Consider the following 16,286-nt stretch of genomic DNA (forward strand, 5'->3'; position numbering starts at 1 on the left):
GCTCACCAGCCGAGGGTGCCCGGCTCGCCCTTGAACGGCCCGACGACCTCGTCGGTGATCCAGCCGCCGTAGAAGTCGCCGGCCTGGGCGCGCACCTGCTCGCCGTCGACCGCGGCCCGGCTCACCCGGCTCGGGTAGAACGCGATCGCGCCGCGCAGGTGCTCGTAGCCGGGCGTCGGCCGCTCGTAGGACCAGCCGGCGGAGGGGCGCCGGTGCCCGTCGACCACGACGTCCCAGTAGGTCGCGGCGCCCTTCCACTCGCAGAAGGACGCGCCGCGGGCCTTCTGCAGCACGCCGGGCGCGACGTCCTCGCGGGGCACGTAGTAGACCGGCGGGTGGCTGGTCTCGCAGACCCGCACGGCGCGCGTGGTGTCGGCGACGACCCGCCCGTCGACCTCCACGACGACGCGGCGCGGCGTCACCTCCGCCGACGGCGGGCGCGGGTAGTCCCAGACCGACTCCTGCCCGGGGCCGACCGGGTCCCGCGGCGGGACGGGCACGGGCTCAGCGCGTGCGGCGCACGACCGTCCGCTTCGCGGTCCGGCGCCGCCGCACCTTCTGGACGACGACCAGCGACGCCAGCAGCCCGAGGCCGCCGACCGTGGCCCTGCCGGCCGGCGACTGCAGGAACCGCACGACGGCGGCCTGCCCCTGGGCCTTGAGGCGCGTGGGGCTGCCGCGGAAGGCCAGCTGGTCCAGGGTGGCCGCCAGCGACTCGCGGGCGGCGTCGATCTCCAGCTGGATCTCTCGTGGGTCGCGAGGCACGGGCGACAGCCTGCCAGACGCCGCGCCGACCGGCCCGTTCCGGCGATCGCGGGCACCCGGCCGGGCGATCCCACCTAGACTCGGCGCCCACGCGGGAGTGGTGTAACGGCAGCCACGCCAGACTTAGGATCTGGTGCCCTCGGGCGTGCGGGTTCGACTCCCGCCTCCCGCACCCGGCCGGTTCAGCCCGGCGAGACGGTCAGCTCGACCTGGGGCGAGGGCAGCCCCGGGTCGTCGGCGTCGACCACGGCGAGCAGGTGGACGGCGTCGCCGTCGGTGCCGCGCAGCGCGAGGCCCTCGACCTTGACCACCCGGCCCGCGACCTCCGGCACAGGCGCGACGTCGAGCACCCGGCCGCCGTCGACGAGCGCCAGCGCCGTCGCCACCACCGGGCCGTCGTCGACGGCGTTCGGGGTGTCCTCCGCCGCGGCCGACAGCAGCTCGCGGCCGTCGGGCAGGACGACGGCGTCGGTGACGGCGAGCCCCACGCCGGCGACCTGCCCGAGGTCGAGGCGGTGCACCCGCCCGAGCGGGACCGCGTCAGCGCCGGCGCGTCCCAGCAGCACGGCCACCAGCGGCGCCAGCGGCACCTCGACGGCGGCGTTCGGCACCCCGGCGGCGAGGTTGCCCCGCTGGTACCAGCGCAGCACGTCGTCCGCGCGGCTCGCCCCCTCCAGGTTGAGCTGCCCGGCCGGCACGCCGAGGCGCGCGGCGACGGCGGCGTACAGCGGGGCGAGGTCGGCGGTGCGGACCGCCGGCCGCCCGCCGTCGAGGGTGACCAGCGCGCCCCGCGTGCGCCGCGCGGCGGAGCCCGAGCCGAGCAGCAGCACGCCCGGCCGCCCGCCGGCCTCCACCGGGCAGGCCACCTCGAGGTCGGGCTTGAGCCCCTTCGTCCCGGCCGCCTCGGAGAAGCGGTCGTGCCCCTCGACCGGTGGGAACAGGCGCACCGGCTCGACCCCGCCGGGGCGCTGCCAGGCGGCCGACGTCGCGTCGTCCTGCGCGACCAGCCAGCCGTCGCCGAACGGGGCGATCCCCGAGGCGGCGGTCACCGGGGTGCCGTCGTCGAAGCGCAGCGCGCGCACGGCGGTGAGGTCGATCCGCACCCTCCCTGCCTGCCCACCGGGGAGGGGGTGACACACCTGTCTTTCCCCAGGTCGGCACGCTGAGGTCGGGTCCGGGGCCGCTGCAGACGCCCGCGAGCCGTCGTACGGTCGGGGGGACCGCCCGGTCGTACAGCGAGGTCCGCCGGGCCGGTCCCTCTTCCCCGCACGCTCGTCCTCCGGACACGACCCGTCGGAGCCCATGACCTCCCCGCGCAGCGAGAACGCCCCCCGTCCCGGCCCTGACGCCGGGAAGCCCGACGAGAAGGCCGGCGAGAAGCCGGCCCGGCTCCAGCTCAGCCCCGTCCAGGTGGCCGCCGGCGCCCTGGCCGCGGTCTCCTCCGCGGTGGTGCTGTCCTTCTTCGGCGTCGCCGGCACCGTCATCGGCGCGGCGCTGGCCAGCATCGTGAGCACCGTGGGGTCGGCGCTCTACAGCGCCTCGCTCACCACCACGGGCGAGCGGCTCCGCAAGGCGCGCGTGCACCGACCGGCCCCCGCGGCGGACACGGCCGATGCGACGGCCACCCGGGAGCTGCCCGCCTCCCTCGACCCGCGGCGGGCCCCGGCCCCGCGGCAGCGCCCCCGGTGGGTGCGCGTGGCGGCCTACACCGCCGCCGTCTTCGTCACCGCGATGGTCGTCGTCACCGGCATCGAGCTGGTGAGCCAGCAGCCGGTCTCCGCGCTGGTCGGCGGCACCGAGGAGTCCTCGTCCTCGACCACCATCGGCGAGCTGTCCAACGCCTCCTCCTCGCGGGACACCACCGACGAACCCGCGGACACCGGCGACCCCGCGGAGGGGACGACGGAGGCCCCGGCGAGCACGACGCCGACCGAGGAGACACCCGCCGACGACGCCGACGAGGCCGACGAGGCCGAGGAGACCGGCACGCCGACGGAGGGGACCGGGGAGAGCACCCCGACGACCGCGAGCGGCAGCGCGGGGTCCGACGAGGAGCCCGGATCCGGGGAGGACGCCGAGGAGACCGCCCCGGCGCAGCCCACCACCCAGGCGCCGCGGACCGGCGCCGGCACCACCGCCGAGCCCACCGGCTGACCCGGCTGGGCGCTCAGGAGCCGACCAGCGCCCGGTGCAGCACGGCGACCAGCTCGGAGCGGGTCACGATCCCGGCGAGCCGGCCCGCCCCGTCGACCACCGGCAGGTGCCGCAACCCGCGGTCGGCCATGAGGGCGACGAGCTCGGACACCGGGGTGTCCACGCCGACGGTCGTCACGGGGCTGCTCATCACCTCCGACACCGGCGTGAGCGCCACGACGTCGAGGTTGAACAGGTCGTACACGGTCACGATGCCGACCACCCGGCCCTCGCCGGTCACCACCGGCAGCGCCTTCACCGCGTGCTGGTTCATCAGCATCCGGGCGCGGTAGAGGGTCTCCTGCGGCTGCACGGTGCGGACGTCGCGGGCCATCAGCGCGCCCACGCGCAGCTGCCCGAGCCGGCGGTCGAGCGCGTGCGCCTCGGCGTCGCGGACCAGCGCCAGCACGTCGCCGGGCAGGACGTCGAGGCCGCGGTCCAGCCGCTGCATCGCCGCCCGGACGTCGTCGGCCTGCAGGCCGACCCGCTCGCTGGGCGGCGCGTCGGCGCCCGGGGCCCGCGCCGGCGGCTCGGGCACGTGCGGGTAGGGCCGTCCGGTCAGGTTGTTGACGGCGGCGGCGACGGCGAGCAGCACGACGGTGTCGACGCCGACCGGCCACAGCGCGAAGAGCCACCCGTGGTCGGCCACCGCGGACGTGCCGACCGCGGCGAACAACGCGCAGGCGCCGCCCGGCGGGTGCACGCAGCGCAGCACCATCATCAGCGGGATCGCCACCCCGACGGCGACCGCGGCGGCCAGCGTGACGTCGTCGAGCAGCTTGCCGGCGGCGACGCCGACCAGCGTGGACAGCGTGTTGCCCACCAGCACCGGCCAGGGCTGGGCGAGCGGGCTCGCCGGCGCGGCGAACAGCAGCACGGCGGTGGCGCCCATCGGCGCGACGATCCACGGCAGCCCGGCCGGCCCGCCCGGGACCAGCGATGCGCTCAGCCCGGCCAGGCCGATGCCGAGCAGGGCGCCCAGGCCGCCGCGCAGCACCTCCGAGCGGCGGTAGCCCACCGGCCCCGGCCGCAGCCCGCCGATCCACGCCCGCCGGTCCGCGCGCACGCCGCTCCTCCCCCGCGGGTGCCCGTGCCCGCCGCGGGCGGCACCCTACGCGGCGGGCGGCCGGATCAGGCCGTGCCGAACCGCCACCGGGTCTGGCTGGCCGGGGACCGGGCGAAGCCGAAGACCGTGACCGGCGCGACGCGGAAGACGAGCGCGCCGCCGTAGGGGTCGACGAAGGCGCCGTCGGCCACCTCGAAGTGCCACTCGGGGCCGTGGTCGGCCTCCCACGCGGCGGCCAGCTCGCGGAGCCGGGCGTCGTCGGGGACCCGTTCGGCCACCCCCTCGACGACGACGTCGAGGCCGCCGCCGGCCGGGGTGCTCACGGTGAGCACCACGGCCGGGTTGGCCTCCAGGTTGCGGGCCTTGCGCTCGTGCGCGCCGGTGCAGAAGTGCAGGGCGCCGTCGCGCCACACGGTCAGCAGCGGGGTGACGTGCGGGCGGCCGTCGGGCCGGACGGTGGAGATCCAGGTGATCCGCGCGCGGCGCAGCGCGTCCTCCGCCTCCTCCCACGGGCGGGCGGTCGCGCCGGGCTCTCCGTAGCGGACGTCGACGTCGGTGCGCGGGACGGTCGTGGTCACGGCTCCTCCTCGGGGGTCGCAGGGCAGACCCCCGGGGAGCCCGGGACTCATCGCCCGGACTCGCCCGCTCGGTCGCTCAGTCCGCGCGCAGCACCCGGGCGACCTCCGGCACCAGCGCGGCGAAGGCCTGGCCGCGGTGGCTGCGGGCGTCCTTCTCCGCGGGCTCGAGCTCGGCGGAGGTGAGCTCGAGGCCGTCGGGGACGAACACGGGGTCGTAGCCGAAGCCGTTGGTGCCGCGCGGCGCGCGCACCACCCGCCCGCGCCACTGCCGCTCGAGCACCGCCTCGGCGCCGTCAGGGGTGACCAGCGCGGCGGCGCAGACGAACGCCGCGCCGCGCCGCTCGTCGGGGACGTCGGCGAGCTGGCCGAGCAGCAGCGCGGTGTTCGCGGCGTCGTCGCCGTGCCGGCCCGACCAGCGCGCCGAGAGCACCCCGGGCATGCCGTTGAGCGCGTCGACGGCGATCCCGGAGTCGTCGGCGACGGCGGGCAGCCCCGTGTACCGGACGGCCTCGCGGGCCTTGAGCAGTGCGTTCTCCGCGAAGGTCGCGCCGGTCTCGGGGGCCTCCGGGTACTCGGGCACGTCGCGCAGGCCGACCACCTGGACGCCGGGGACGGCGTCGGTGAGCAGCCGCTGCAGCTCGGCGAGCTTGCCGGCGTTGCGGGTGGCGAGGAGCAGGCGGGTGGTCATCGCTGCAGGGCCTCCTGCTGGATCCGGGTGAGCTGGGCGCAGCCGGCGACGGCGAGGTCGAGCAGCCGGTCGAGGGTGGGCCGGTCGAACACCGCGCCCTCGGCGGTGCCCTGCACCTCGACGAAGCCGCCCTCGCCGGTGCAGACGACGTTCATGTCGGTGCCGGCGCGCACGTCCTCCTCGTAGGCGAGGTCGAGCCGCGGCTCGCCGTCGATCACCCCGACGCTCACCGCCGACACCGACTGCACCAGCGGGTGCTTCTTGCCCGCGAGCTTCTTGCGGTCGGCGAGCCAGGTGACCGCGTCGGCGAGGGCCACGTAGGCGCCGGTGATGGCCGCCGTCCGGGTGCCGCCGTCGGCCTGCAGGACGTCGCAGTCGAGGGCGATGCTGTTCTCGCCCAGGGCGCCGAGGTCGACGGCGGCGCGCAGCGAGCGGCCGATGAGCCGGCTGATCTCGTGGGTGCGGCCGCCGATCTTGCCGCGCACCGACTCGCGGTCGCCGCGGGTGTGGGTGGCGCGCGGGAGCATCGCGTACTCGGCGGTGACCCAGCCCAGGCCCGAGCCCTTGCGCCAGCGCGGGACGCCCTCGGTGACGCTGGCCGCGCACAGCACCCGGGTCCGGCCGAACTCGACGAGCACCGAGCCCTCGGCGTGGTCGAGCCAGTTGCGGGTGATCTTGACCGGGCGGAGCTGGTCGGCCGTGCGGCCGTCGGGGCGGGTCACGGACGCCGAGCCTATCGGCGTCCGCCCGGCCGCCCGACGGGTGAGATGCCACGATCGGCCCCGTGCGATCGGAGCTGCGGACGGTCCGGACCGGCGGTGTGCCCACGGTGGTGGACCTGACCGGGGAGTGCGAGGAGTTCGTGCGCGGGGAGGGCGACGGGCTGCTGCAGGTGTTCGTGCCGCACGCGACGGCGGGGCTGGCGATCATCGAGACCGGTTCGGGCAGCGACGACGACCTGCTCGCCCAGCTCGACGAGCTGCTCCCCCGCGACGACCGCTGGCGCCACCGCCACGGCAGCGCCGGCCACGGCCGCGATCACGTGCTGCCGGCGTTCGTGCCGCCGCACGCGACCGTGCCGGTGCTCGAGGGGCGGCTCCAGCTCGGCACCTGGCAGCGCATCTGCCTGGTCGACCCCAACCGCGACAACCCGCAGCGGCAGGTGCGCCTGTCGTTCCTGCGGGGCTGACGCGCCCCTCGCCGCGCGCCGTCGGCGGGGCACGGCAGGATGCCGGTATGAGCGAGACCGCGCCCGCACCCGTCCGCCTGGCGCCCGGTGACCCGGCGCCGGACTTCACGCTGCCCGACGCCGACGGCACCCCGGTCTCCCTCGCCGACCACCGCGGGCGGCGGGTGATCGTCTACTGCTACCCGGCGGCGCTGACCCCCGGCTGCACCACGCAGGCGGTCGACTTCACCGCGGCGGCCGGGGAGCTCGCCGAGGCGGGGCTCGACATCATCGGGATCTCGCCCGACCCGCCGGAGAAGCTCGCCCGCTTCCGGGAGGAGGAGGGCCTGGGCATCACGCTGGTCTCCGACCCGGACAAGACGGTGCTCGCCGCCTACGGCGCGTTCGGCACCAAGAAGCTGTACGGCAAGGAGGTGCAGGGCGTCATCCGCTCCACCTTCGTCGTCGACGCCGAGGGCCGGATCGAGCGCGCCGCCTACAACGTCAAGGCCACCGGGCACGTGGCCAAGCTGCGCCGCGACCTCGGGCTGGGCTGAGCCCGGTCGGTCGTGCCGGCTCAGTCCCGCACGCCGAGCACGCCGGTCACCAGCGCGTCGATGACGGTGGTGGCCGCCTTGAGGTCGGGGTCGCGGGACACCATGACGTCGGAGTAGAGGAACGACTCCCCCAGCCGCACCACGGCGTAGGCGAGCACCGGCAGCGGGATCTCCGGGGCCAGCCCCCGCTCCTCGACGTCGCGCTCGAACAGCGCGGTGTAGGCCTCGGCGAGCCGGGGCTGCACGCGGCCGCGGGGGTCGGTGAGCACCCGCAGCGCGGTGGTGGGCTCGTCGTCGATGAACCGGCGCAGCGACGGCGCGGTGCCGAGCACGTGGCGGAAGTCCTCGGCGATCGCCAGGCTGCGCAGCCGGCCGGGGGGCTCGGCGCCCTCGGGCCGGGCGTCGTGGGCCTCGGTCGCGCGGCGCAGGGTGCGCTCGGCGAGCCACCACATCGCCTCGCCGAGGATGGCGTCGCGGTTGCCGACCCGCCGGAACAGCGTCACGCGGGAGATGCCGAGCTGCGCGGCCAGCGTCGTGGTGTCCAGGCGCTCGCCCGCGAGGAGGGTGCGCGCCGCCCGGTGGACGACCTCTTCCCTCGGCGCGATCACGCTCCGAGCCTAGGGGCGGGGAACCGGCGCGGGCACCGTGGCCGTCCCGGCCCTCCCCCGGACGCGGGAGGGCGGCCACCGTGGCGTCACGGTGGCCGCCCCCGGGAGCGGTGCGCGGCGGGTCAGACCGGGCAGGTGTTCCGGTAGTCGGAGACGTCCCCGAAGGCCGAGACCGACGGGCCGGGGCAGAGGAACTGCGAGTACCGGGTGTCGGTGTCGACGAACCGCTTGAGCCAGGCGATCGTGTTGGCCGCGATCACCGTGTTCGGGCTGTTGGGCGCGAAGTGACTGGCGTTGTTGAGCTCGAGGTACGCCCGCTCCGGCGCGTTGGTCAACGAGTTGTAGAACGGGATCGAGTGGCTGCTGACCGACGCGACGCTGTCGTTCTCCGCGCCGATGACCAGGGTGGGCGTGCGCACCTCGGGCCAGGTCTTGTCGGTGTTCCAGCCGGTCAGCGGGACCGCGGCCCGCAGCGTCGGGCGGTCCTTGGCCGCCTCGAGCGTGCCGCCACCGCCCATGGAGTGGCCGACGACGGCCAGGCGGTTGGCGTCGACCCGGGTGCGGACCGCGCTCGAGCGGGTCAGGTAGTCCAGCGCCGCCAGCAGCTGGTCACCGCGCGCGGAGGGCTGGTCGTAGCGGGAGTTGGTGTCGAAGACGATGACGACGAAGCCCTGCGAGGCCAGCCGCGGGCCGAGCCACGCGACGGTCTCCCGGCCGGCGGTGTAGCCCGGCGAGATGGCGACACCACCGAAGGTCCCCTGCGTGGTGGTCGTCGGGTAGTAGATCGTCGCCGCGCCGAAGCCCGGGGTGGAGAAGTCCGAGACGGTCGTCGACGTGGTGGCGAACGGCCCCGCGGCCGCGGAGATGCTCGCCTGCGTCGGGGCCGGCCCGCGCCACCAGGACTCGTCGGCGCTGGCCGGGGAGGCGCCGGCGACCACGGTCGCCAGGGCCGTGACGGTCGCCGCGACAGCGCCCGTCAGGAGACGTCGGATTCGCACGGAGGTCCTTTCGAGGAACCGCGGGCACGCAGCACCCACCGCGGGAGGGGACGGACCGCTTCGGCGCCGGGCCCACTCTCTGTGGTCTGCGTCACGCCTCTGCGTGACCGAAACGTAACGGGCCGGTCCGTGCGGGGGAAGAGGTCGCTGGAACATTTTCCCGAGATGTTCCATCCCGGGCGTGTCGCGCCCCCCACCTGCACATCTGCGGGCGCGGCGACATCAGGCCGTCCACGTCCCGGGCCGTGGCTGACCGTAGCGGCCGCCGTCCCAGCCCGGGTCCCACGGGAAGGAGCCCGGCGGCGAGGACCACGTCAGCTGCAGGGCGGGCACCGAGTACTCCGTCGGGCGCCGGTACCAGCGGTTGGCGCCGAACAGGACCTCCCCCGGGTTCGGGCACTCCTCCACCACCAGGCCGCCCCGGACGGCCGGCTCGTCGAGGAACTCCCCCGGCACCAGCGACCGGCCGAGGACGACCTCGCCGGCGACCGCGTCGAGCAGCGCGTGGGTGGTGGTGGCACCGAGCCCGACGACGACCAGCTCCGGGTGGCCCAGCCCGAACAGGCCGATCGTGTAGCCGAAGGCCGGCTCACCCGGCTGCTCCCCGGGACCGACGTACTGCACGGCGAAGCGGGAGCGGCGGATCACGGCGGCCAGGTGGGCGTCCTCCTGGTCCAGCCAGGCGGTGGTCTGCGGGTCGGTCGTCATGCCCGGGAGCCTGCGGCCGGGCACCGACAGGACGGCCGGGCGTTCCCCCGGTCGTGGACGGCGGACGCCCCTGTGGACGGCGGCGCCCGGATCGTCGGTGCCTCAGTCCCCCGCCGCGACCCCGCCCTCCCCCTGCCGCTTCGCCCGGGCCCGCCGCTTGCCCTCGTGCATCGCCTGGACGCGGGCCACCGGGATGGTGTGGCCCTCGGCGACCAGGTCCTCCGGCAGCTCCTGCGGGGCGGGCAGCAGCGCCGCCCACGGGTCGCCGTCGCCCAGCCGCTCCGGCGCCGTCGCCACCGTGACGTCGCCCGGCCGCACGGAGGGCAGGTCCTCCCAGGACACCGGCGCCGACACCGGCAGGCCGGGGCGGATCCGCGGGCTGTAGGCGGCCACGATCGTCGAGGAGCCGGAGCGGGTGGAGTCGAGGAAGACCCGGCCGTGCCGGTCCTCCTTGATGTAGGCGGTCGTGGCGAGGTCCGGGCCGAGCGCGGCGGCGCGGGCTGCGAGCGCGCGGGTCGCGGCCGCGGCGTCCTCGGGGCCGGCGCCGCGCACCGGCACGACGACGTGCACCCCCTTGGACCCGCTGGTCTTCACCGCCCCGGCCAGGCCCGCCGCGTCGAGCGCCTCCCGCACGAGTCCGGCGGCGGCCACCACGACGTCGAAGTCGGCGCCCTCGGGCGGGTCGAGGTCGAGCACGATGCCGGTCGGCTCGGTCTCCGCGCCGGAGCGGGAGAACGGGACGTGGAACTCCACCGCGCGCTGGTTGGCCAGCCACAGCAGCGTGCGGCGGTCGTCGCAGAGCACCTGGTGCACCTCGCGGTGCGCCCCGGACGACCACACGGGCACGGTGCGCACCCAGTCCGGCGCGCCCTTGGCGACGTTGCGCTGCATGAACGGCTCCTGGCCCGGCCGCACCCGCTTGACCGACAGCGGCCGGCCGGCCAGCTGCGGGACGATGCGGTCGGCGAAGCGGTCCAGGTGGTCGACCAGGTCCCCCTTGGTCACCCCCAGCCCGTCGCCGAGGGGCTGGTCGAGGCTGGTCAGCCGGACCCCGTCGCGCTCCTCGTCGGCCACCGGGCCACCGTGCCCGCCGACCGCGCGGCGGGCAACCGCTCAGACGACGTACGTGGCGCCCGGCCGCACCAGCTCGGCGGCGGCGAAGACCGCCTGCGCGCCGGCGAGCTGCGCGGCCGGGTCGACCCAGGCGGGCACGTGCGTGACCAGGAGCCGGCGCACCCCGGCGGCGACCGCGGCCTCACCGGCCTGCCGGCCGGTGAGGTGCAGGTCCGGCGGCAGGTCGTCGCGCTCGGGGTGCGCGGCCTCGGCGAGCAGCACGTCGGCGCCGCGCGCCAGGTCGACGACGGCCCGGCTGGGCCCGGTGTCGCCGGTGTAGACGAGCGAGGAGCCGTGCGCGGTGAGCCGGACGGCGTGGCACTCGATCGGGTGCGCGGTGCGCGCCGTCTGGACCTCGAAGGGCCCGAGCACGGCGGAGACGGGGGTGACGGCGAAGTCGAAGACGTCGGTCAGCGGGGCGCCGTCGGCGTCGTAGGCCTGCGCCAGCCGGCGGTCGGCGCCGGCCGGGGCGATCAGCGGCACCCGGCGGCGCGAGGAGCGGCCGGAGTAGCGGTGCCAGACCACCATCGGCGCGACGTCGAGGCAGTGGTCGGCGTGCAGGTGGGAGAGGTAGACGGCGTCGATCGAGTCCGGGTCGGCCAGCGCCTGCAGGGCGCCGAACGCGCCGTTGCCGAGGTCGAGCAGCACCCGGAAGCCGTCGTGCTCGACGAGGTAGCAGGAGGCCGCCGACGTCGGCCCCGGGCCGCTGCCCGAGCAGCCGACGACCGTGAGCCTCACCGCGTCAGGCTAACGACCGCGCTCAGCGGGCGTGCAGGACGGCGTCGGCCGGGACGGTGAGGACGCCGTCGGCCCAGGTGACGCCGGTGAGGTCGGCGACGACGACGTCCGCCTCGCCGGTGGCGACCGCGCGCTCGCCGATGCCGAGGACGCGCGCCCCGGCGGCGCGGCCGGCGGCGATCCCGGCCGGGCTGTCCTCGACGACGACGGTCTCCGCCGGCTCCAGCCCGAGCAGGCGGGCGCCGAGCAGGTACCCCTCCGGGTCGGGCTTGCCGGTGCGCACGTCGCGGCCGGTGACCATCGCGCCGGGCAGCGGCAGCCCGGCCGCGCGCAGCCGGGCGCCGGCCAGCTCCGGGGTGCCGGAGGTGACGACGGCCCAGACGCTCGGCGGCAGCGACGCCAGCAGCGCCGCGGCGCCCGCGACGGCGGGGACGGTGTGGGCGTCCTCGAGCTCGTAGCGGTCGATCAGTGCGGCCGCGGCGTCCCGCCGGTCGGCGGCGACCAGGTCGGCGACGGTGTCGGCGGCGCGGCGGCCGTGCACCACGGCCATGACCGCCACCGGGTCGAGGCCCTGCTCGAGCGCCCAGCGCGACCACGACGTCGTGACCGCCTCGTCGGAGTCGACCAGGACCCCGTCGTTGTCGAAGAGCAGGCCGCGGGCGGGCAGCAGGACGCTCACGCCCAGAGCTGGCCCTCGAGCGCGGAGGTGGCCTCCTCCAGGGTGCCCGCGTAGGCGCCGGTGGACAGGTACTTCCACCCGCCGTCGCAGACGATGAACACGATGTCGGCCTTGCGGCCCGCGGCCACCTCGCGGTCGGCGACGCCGAGCGCGGCGTGCAGGATCGCGCCGGTCGAGATGCCGGCGAAGATGCCCTCGCGCTCGACGAGCTGCCGGGTGCGGTGGATGGCGTCGTCGGGGCCGACGGAGAACCGCGAGTCGAGCAGCTCGGGGTCGTAGAGCTCGGGGATGAACCCCTCGTCGATGTTGCGCAGCCCGTAGACGAGCTCGCCGTAGCGCGGCTCGGCGGCGATCACCTGGACGCCGGGCTTGTGCTCGCGGAAGTAGCGCGAGCAGCCCATGAGCGTGCCGGTGGTGCCCAGGCCCGCGACGAAGTGGGTGATCGACGGCAGGTCGGCGAGGATCTCCGGTGCGGTGCCGGTGTAGTGCGCCTCGGCGTTGGCCGGGTTGCCGTACTGGTAGAGCATCACCCAGTCGTCGTGCTCGGCGGCGAGCTCCTTGGCCATGGCCACGGCCTGGTTGGAGCCCCCGGCGGCCGGCGAGCTGATGATCCGCGCGCCGTACATCTCCAGCAGCTGCCGGCGCTCGACCGAGGTGTTCTCCGGCATGACGCAGATCAGCTTGTACCCGCGCTGCCGGGCCACCATGGCCAGCGAGATGCCGGTGTTGCCGCTCGTCGGCTCGAGGATGGTGTCGCCGGGCTTCAGCTCACCGGCCTTCTCCGCCGCCTCGATCATCGAGATGGCGGCCCGGTCCTTGATCGACCCGGTCGGGTTGTGGTCCTCGAGCTTGGCCCACAGCCGCACGTCGGAGGTCGGCGACAGGTTGGGCAGCCCCACGAGCGGGGTGCCGCCGAGCGAGTCGACGAGGGAGGCGAAGCGGGCCATGCGGGGACCCTTCCGGGAGACGGGGTGGGGCGGGGCGGGCGGCGTCAGCAGCCGCCGGCGACCGCCGGGAGGATCGTGACCTGGTCGCCGTCCTTGACGGCGGTGTCCAGCGCACCGGTGAAGCGGACGTCCTCGTCGTTGACGTAGACGTTGACGAAGCGGTGCAGCTTGCCCTCCTCGGTCACCAGGCGGCCCTTGATGCCGGGGTGCTTGGCGTCGAGGTCGTCGACGAGCGCGGCCAGGGTGTCCCCGCTGCCCTCGACGGTCTTGTTGCCGCCGGTGTGGGTGCGCAGGATGGTCGGGATCCGGACCTCGATGGCCATGGCGTGCGGTTCTCCTCGGGAGGGTGGGGACGTGCGGGTACGCCTCGGGGGCGCGGGCTTGCCAGGGGGAACGCGGGTGCGTCGCGGGGGATTCCGTGCCCCGCGGCACAGCGCCGGGTCGGGCGCCGCTCAGTCGTAGACGACGGTGGTCGGCGAGTGGCCGAACAGGTAGGACTCGACGACCTCGACGTCCTCCTCGCTCACCTCGCCGTCGACGATCCGGAAGCTGCGGAACTCGACCTCGTCGCCCTCGAGCCCGGTGCGGTTGCCGTGCTCCCGGGTGGAGACGAGGACGTAGTGCGCGTTCGGCTCGGACGCGTAGCTGACGTCGGTGCGCGACGGGTGCGCCTCGGTGGCGGTGTGCGAGTGGTAGATGACCACCGGCTCCTCGTCCCGGTCGTCCATCTCCCGGTACAGGCGCAGCAGGTCGCCCGAGTCGAACTCGTAGAACGTCGGCGACCGGGCGGCGTTGAGCATCGGGATGAACCGCTCGGGACGGTCGCTGCCCTCGGGCCCGGCGACGACGCCACAGGCCTCGTCCGGGTGGTCCTCCCGGGCGTGGGCCACGATGGCGTCGTAGGTCGCGCGGTCGATGCGCAGCACGGGCCCAGTCTAGGTGGCGCCCCGGCGGCGCCGGGACGACGGTCGCCCGGCCGGGGCCGGACACCGCGCCGACACCCACCGGATACGGTGCGGACTCGTGGCGGTCGAGCTGATCATGGGAGCCGGGGTGCTCGTCGTCGCGCTCCCCGCGCTGTGGCTCGGCATCCGCGGGCTGACCCTCCGGAGCGGGCACTACAGCAGCGACGTCACCGCCGACCGGGTGTCGCTGGTGCTGCTGGTCGCCGTCCGCTCGCTGGTGCTGCTGCTGGTGCTGGCGCTGTCGGCCGTCGTGCTGGTCTCCGCCGTGGGGGCGGTCGTGCGCGACCTGGAGCTGCCGAGCCTGGTGCCGGTGTTCTTCGTGCTGGACCTGCTGCTCGCGGCGCTGGTGCTGCTCACCTTCGGGCGTCGCGCGCGGCGGCGACCGCGTCGACCAGCGACCCCTGCAGCCCGGTGAGCCAGTAGTAGACGGCCAGCTGCTGGCCCTCCTCGCCGACCGGGTCCTCCGGCGGCTCGGTCTCCTCGGTGATGCCGATCCGCTCCCCGAGCGCGAGCCGCAGGTCGTTGGTGGTGCGCAGCCAGGCGCCGGCCTGGTCGGGGTCCAGCCGCACCTCTCCCCCGCCCGCGGGCAGCGAGGCCCGGACGGCGGCGAGGTCGTCGGTCTTGCCGCTGCGCAGCGCCGTCTCGGTGAGCTCGCGGTAGTCGGCGGCGATCTCCGGGTGGGTGCGGTGCCCCGCCGGCAGCAGCCGGGCCAGCACCGGGTCGCCGTCGACGTCGTCGGCGTCGGCGGTCAACAGCTGCTCGAGCTGGTCGAGCAGCATCCCGAGCACCCCGGACTCGGCGGGCTCGAGGCGGGCGACGACGTCAGCACCCCTGCGGCGGAACGGCCTCATGCGTCCTTCTGGTAGGTGGCCCACAGGCCGTAGGCGTGCAGCCGGCTGGTGTCGTGTTCCATCCGCTCGCGCGGGCCGGAGCTGACCACGGCCTTGCCGTCGTTGTGCACCTGCAGCATCAGCGTCGTCGCCGTCGGCTCGTCGTAGCCGAACAGCTCCCGCAGCACGTGCGTCACGTAGGTCATGAGATTGACGGGGTCGTTCCAGACGATGGTCACCCACGGGCGGTCGAGGTCCTCGACCTCCTCCACCGTGGGATCGGGCGTCCGTGTCGGAGCGAGCGGTCCGGCCACGCGACCACTCTAGGACGGCGGGCTCCCCCGGTCCCCCGGGTGCGGTCGCGGCGGTGCGACCTAGGGTCGGGATCATGCCGACGGGTCCCGCCCTCCTCACCGACCGGTACGAGCTCACGATGGTCGCCGCCGCGCTCGCCGACGGCACCGCCGACCGCGACTGCGTCTTCGAGGTCTTCGCCCGCCGGCTGCCGCACGGCCGCCGCTACGGCGTGGTGGCCGGCACCGGCCGCCTGCTGGAGGCGCTACCCGCCTTCCGCTTCGGCGACGAGGAGCTGGCCACGCTGCGCGAGCAGGGGCTCACCGACGCCCGGCTGCTGGACTGGCTGGCCGACTTCCGCTTCACCGGCGACGTCGAGGGCTACGCCGAAGGAGAGTTCTTCTTCCCCCACTCCCCCGTGCTCACCGTGCGCGCGCCCTTCGCGCAGGGGGTGCTGCTGGAGACCCTGGTGCTGTCGGTGCTCAACCACGACAGCGCCATCGCCTCGGCGGCCGCCCGGATGGTCGGCGCGGCGTGCGAGCGGCCGTGCATCGAGATGGGCTCGCGGCGCACCCACGAGCAGGCCGCCGTGGCCGCCGCCCGGGCGGCGCACCTGGTCGGGTTCGTGGCCAGCTCCAACCTGGAGGCCGGGCGGCGCTACGGCGTCCCGACGACGGGCACCAGCGCGCACGCCTTCACGCTCCTGCACGACGACGAGGCCGCCGCCTTCCGCGCGCAGGTCGACACCCTCGGCGTCGGCACCACGCTGCTGGTGGACACCTACGACGTCGTCCAGGGCATCCGCACCGCCGTCGAGGTTGCCGGGCCGGAACTCGGCGCCATCCGGCTGGACTCCGGCGACCTGCCCACGCTGGCCACCGCCGCCCGCCGCCAGCTCGACGAGCTCGGCGCCGCCAAGACGAAGATCATCGTGACGAGCGACCTCGACGAGTTCGCCATCTCGGGGCTGATGGCCGCGCCGGTCGACGGCTACGGCGTCGGCACCTCCCTGGTCACCGGCTCGGGCGCCCCGACGGCCGGCATGGTCTACAAGCTGGTCGAGCGCGACGGCGTGCCGGTGGCCAAGCGCTCGGAGGGGAAGAACTCCACGGGCGGGCGCAAGTCCGCCGTCCGCCGGCACGATGCCGACGGCACCGCCGTCGCCGAGGTGGTCACCGCCGGGCCCGTCGAGCCGCGCGACGGCGACCGGTCGCTGGTGGTGCCGCTCGTGCGCGGCGGGGAGGTGGTGTCCCCGGCCTCGCCCGCGCAGGCGCTCGCCGCGGCCGCCGGGCACCACCGGCGGGTGCGGGAGGCGCTGCCGGCGGAGGCATGGGCGCTGTCCCGCGGGGAACCGGCCCTGGAGACGGTGACGGCATGAGGGAGGTCCCGCG

General features: G+C 75.8%; 23 protein-coding genes and 1 tRNA gene. 6 read left to right on the plus strand and 18 right to left on the minus strand.

All coding sequences use genetic code 11. The features are described 5' to 3' along the window. Positions 1-2: 2 nt before the first annotated feature. Positions 3-500, minus strand: a complete 498-nt coding sequence (locus tag ACI79X_RS11505; protein WP_457025534.1) for a DUF427 domain-containing protein — start codon at positions 498-500, stop codon at positions 3-5. Between the two features lie 4 nt (positions 501-504). Continuing rightward, positions 505-765, minus strand: a complete 261-nt coding sequence (locus ACI79X_RS11510) for a DUF3618 domain-containing protein (protein ID WP_457025535.1) — start codon at positions 763-765, stop codon at positions 505-507. Positions 766-856: 91 nt separating this feature from the next. Between ACI79X_RS11510 and ACI79X_RS11515 the strand changes: the two genes are divergently transcribed. After that, a tRNA-Leu gene (locus tag ACI79X_RS11515) sits at positions 857-937 on the plus strand. A 10-nt stretch (positions 938-947) separates the two neighbouring features. Here the strand turns inward: ACI79X_RS11515 and ACI79X_RS11520 are convergent. After that, positions 948-1,868, minus strand: a complete 921-nt coding sequence (locus ACI79X_RS11520; RefSeq protein ID WP_457025536.1) for a DUF6910 family protein — start codon at positions 1,866-1,868, stop codon at positions 948-950. 199 nt (positions 1,869-2,067) lie between these two features. On the opposite strand from ACI79X_RS11520, the gene ACI79X_RS11525 reads away from it, so the two are divergent. Continuing rightward, the gene (locus ACI79X_RS11525; RefSeq protein WP_457025537.1) at positions 2,068-2,919 is read left to right on the plus strand and encodes a hypothetical protein; all 852 of its coding nucleotides are present in this window, start codon (positions 2,068-2,070) and stop codon (positions 2,917-2,919) included. 13 nt (positions 2,920-2,932) lie between these two features. Here ACI79X_RS11525 and ACI79X_RS11530 read toward each other — a convergent pair whose 3' ends face one another. The 4 genes from ACI79X_RS11530 to rph form a co-directional block, all read right to left on the minus strand. Then, on the minus strand, positions 2,933-4,024 hold the full coding sequence (locus ACI79X_RS11530) for an HPP family protein (RefSeq protein ID WP_457025538.1): 1,092 nt from the start codon (positions 4,022-4,024) through the stop codon (positions 2,933-2,935). 65 nt (positions 4,025-4,089) lie between these two features. Then, positions 4,090-4,602, minus strand: coding sequence for a pyridoxamine 5'-phosphate oxidase family protein (locus tag ACI79X_RS11535; RefSeq protein ID WP_457025539.1), 513 nt, complete (start codon positions 4,600-4,602; stop codon positions 4,090-4,092). Positions 4,603-4,678: 76 nt separating this feature from the next. After that, positions 4,679-5,290: an RdgB/HAM1 family non-canonical purine NTP pyrophosphatase gene (gene rdgB / locus ACI79X_RS11540; RefSeq protein ID WP_457025540.1), complete on the minus strand. Its 612-nt coding sequence runs from the start codon at positions 5,288-5,290 to the stop codon at positions 4,679-4,681. Beyond that, positions 5,287-6,012: a ribonuclease PH gene (rph, locus tag ACI79X_RS11545; RefSeq protein WP_457025541.1), complete on the minus strand. Its 726-nt coding sequence runs from the start codon at positions 6,010-6,012 to the stop codon at positions 5,287-5,289. The genes rdgB and rph overlap by 4 nt, the downstream gene beginning before the upstream one ends. A 62-nt stretch (positions 6,013-6,074) precedes the next feature. On the opposite strand from rph, the gene ACI79X_RS11550 reads away from it, so the two are divergent. Continuing rightward, positions 6,075-6,479, plus strand: coding sequence for a YjbQ family protein (locus ACI79X_RS11550; RefSeq protein WP_457025542.1), 405 nt, complete (start codon positions 6,075-6,077; stop codon positions 6,477-6,479). Positions 6,480-6,526: 47 nt separating this feature from the next. After that, positions 6,527-7,015, plus strand: a complete 489-nt coding sequence (gene bcp / locus ACI79X_RS11555) for a thioredoxin-dependent thiol peroxidase (RefSeq protein ID WP_457025543.1) — start codon at positions 6,527-6,529, stop codon at positions 7,013-7,015. Positions 7,016-7,035: 20 nt separating this feature from the next. On the opposite strand, the gene ACI79X_RS11560 is transcribed toward bcp, so the two are convergent. The 9 genes from ACI79X_RS11560 to ACI79X_RS11600 form a co-directional block, all read right to left on the minus strand. Beyond that, positions 7,036-7,623, minus strand: a complete 588-nt coding sequence (locus ACI79X_RS11560) for a QsdR family transcriptional regulator (protein WP_457025544.1) — start codon at positions 7,621-7,623, stop codon at positions 7,036-7,038. A 122-nt stretch (positions 7,624-7,745) separates the two neighbouring features. Then, entirely contained in the window at positions 7,746-8,561 is an 816-nt protein-coding gene (locus ACI79X_RS11565) for an alpha/beta hydrolase family protein (RefSeq protein ID WP_457025545.1), read from the minus strand. A 282-nt stretch (positions 8,562-8,843) separates the two neighbouring features. After that, positions 8,844-9,329, minus strand: coding sequence for a DUF4262 domain-containing protein (locus ACI79X_RS11570; protein ID WP_457025546.1), 486 nt, complete (start codon positions 9,327-9,329; stop codon positions 8,844-8,846). Between the two features lie 102 nt (positions 9,330-9,431). Beyond that, positions 9,432-10,403: a DNA polymerase domain-containing protein gene (locus tag ACI79X_RS11575; protein WP_457025547.1), complete on the minus strand. Its 972-nt coding sequence runs from the start codon at positions 10,401-10,403 to the stop codon at positions 9,432-9,434. 39 nt (positions 10,404-10,442) lie between these two features. Then, on the minus strand, positions 10,443-11,180 hold the full coding sequence (locus ACI79X_RS11580; protein WP_457025548.1) for an MBL fold metallo-hydrolase: 738 nt from the start codon (positions 11,178-11,180) through the stop codon (positions 10,443-10,445). 22 nt (positions 11,181-11,202) lie between these two features. Continuing rightward, a complete protein-coding gene (locus ACI79X_RS11585; protein WP_457025549.1) occupies positions 11,203-11,859 on the minus strand; it encodes an HAD-IA family hydrolase in 657 nt (218 codons plus the stop codon). Next, the gene (locus tag ACI79X_RS11590; protein WP_457025550.1) at positions 11,856-12,806 is read right to left on the minus strand and encodes a PLP-dependent cysteine synthase family protein; all 951 of its coding nucleotides are present in this window, start codon (positions 12,804-12,806) and stop codon (positions 11,856-11,858) included. Before ACI79X_RS11590 ends, ACI79X_RS11585 begins: the two co-directional genes overlap by 4 nt. 44 nt (positions 12,807-12,850) lie before the next feature. Then, positions 12,851-13,129 (minus strand): MoaD/ThiS family protein, encoded by a 279-nt coding sequence (locus tag ACI79X_RS11595; RefSeq protein ID WP_073419023.1) that lies wholly within the window; start codon positions 13,127-13,129, stop codon positions 12,851-12,853. Between the two features lie 129 nt (positions 13,130-13,258). Continuing rightward, positions 13,259-13,732, minus strand: a complete 474-nt coding sequence (locus ACI79X_RS11600) for a Mov34/MPN/PAD-1 family protein (RefSeq protein ID WP_457025551.1) — start codon at positions 13,730-13,732, stop codon at positions 13,259-13,261. A gap of 97 nt (positions 13,733-13,829) precedes the next feature. On the opposite strand from ACI79X_RS11600, the gene ACI79X_RS11605 reads away from it, so the two are divergent. Continuing rightward, a complete protein-coding gene (locus ACI79X_RS11605) occupies positions 13,830-14,186 on the plus strand; it encodes a hypothetical protein (protein ID WP_457025552.1) in 357 nt (118 codons plus the stop codon). Here the strand turns inward: ACI79X_RS11605 and ACI79X_RS11610 are convergent. Both ACI79X_RS11610 and clpS read right to left on the minus strand, forming a co-directional pair. Continuing rightward, on the minus strand, positions 14,125-14,622 hold the full coding sequence (locus ACI79X_RS11610) for a DUF2017 family protein (RefSeq protein ID WP_457025553.1): 498 nt from the start codon (positions 14,620-14,622) through the stop codon (positions 14,125-14,127). The two genes, ACI79X_RS11605 and ACI79X_RS11610, sit on opposite strands and share 62 nt — an antisense overlap. Further along, the gene (gene clpS / locus ACI79X_RS11615) at positions 14,619-14,915 is read right to left on the minus strand and encodes an ATP-dependent Clp protease adapter ClpS (protein WP_073419019.1); all 297 of its coding nucleotides are present in this window, start codon (positions 14,913-14,915) and stop codon (positions 14,619-14,621) included. Before clpS ends, ACI79X_RS11610 begins: the two co-directional genes overlap by 4 nt. A gap of 74 nt (positions 14,916-14,989) precedes the next feature. On the opposite strand from clpS, the gene ACI79X_RS11620 reads away from it, so the two are divergent. Then, complete coding sequence (locus tag ACI79X_RS11620) at positions 14,990-16,273, plus strand: nicotinate phosphoribosyltransferase (protein WP_457025554.1); 1,284 nt, start codon at positions 14,990-14,992, stop codon at positions 16,271-16,273. Positions 16,274-16,286 lie beyond the last annotated feature (13 nt).

It is taken from the genome of Geodermatophilus sp. SYSU D01119 (assembly GCF_054049975.1).

What these genes read in the sequence shown, in the direction of transcription:
- ACI79X_RS11590 (WP_457025550.1), bottom strand. Translation starts at nt 12,806, where the DNA reads ATGGCCCGCTTCGCCTCCCTCGTCGACTCGCTCGGCGGCACCCCGCTC.
- bcp (WP_457025543.1), top strand. Translation starts at nt 6,527, where the DNA reads ATGAGCGAGACCGCGCCCGCACCCGTCCGCCTGGCGCCCGGTGACCCG.
- ACI79X_RS11525 (WP_457025537.1), top strand. Translation starts at nt 2,068, where the DNA reads ATGACCTCCCCGCGCAGCGAGAACGCCCCCCGTCCCGGCCCTGACGCC.
- rdgB (WP_457025540.1), bottom strand. Translation starts at nt 5,290, where the DNA reads ATGACCACCCGCCTGCTCCTCGCCACCCGCAACGCCGGCAAGCTCGCC.
- ACI79X_RS11595 (WP_073419023.1), bottom strand. Translation starts at nt 13,129, where the DNA reads ATGGCCATCGAGGTCCGGATCCCGACCATCCTGCGCACCCACACCGGC.
- ACI79X_RS11620 (WP_457025554.1), top strand. Translation starts at nt 14,990, where the DNA reads ATGCCGACGGGTCCCGCCCTCCTCACCGACCGGTACGAGCTCACGATG.
- ACI79X_RS11570 (WP_457025546.1), bottom strand. Translation starts at nt 9,329, where the DNA reads ATGACGACCGACCCGCAGACCACCGCCTGGCTGGACCAGGAGGACGCC.
- ACI79X_RS11610 (WP_457025553.1), bottom strand. Translation starts at nt 14,622, where the DNA reads ATGAGGCCGTTCCGCCGCAGGGGTGCTGACGTCGTCGCCCGCCTCGAG.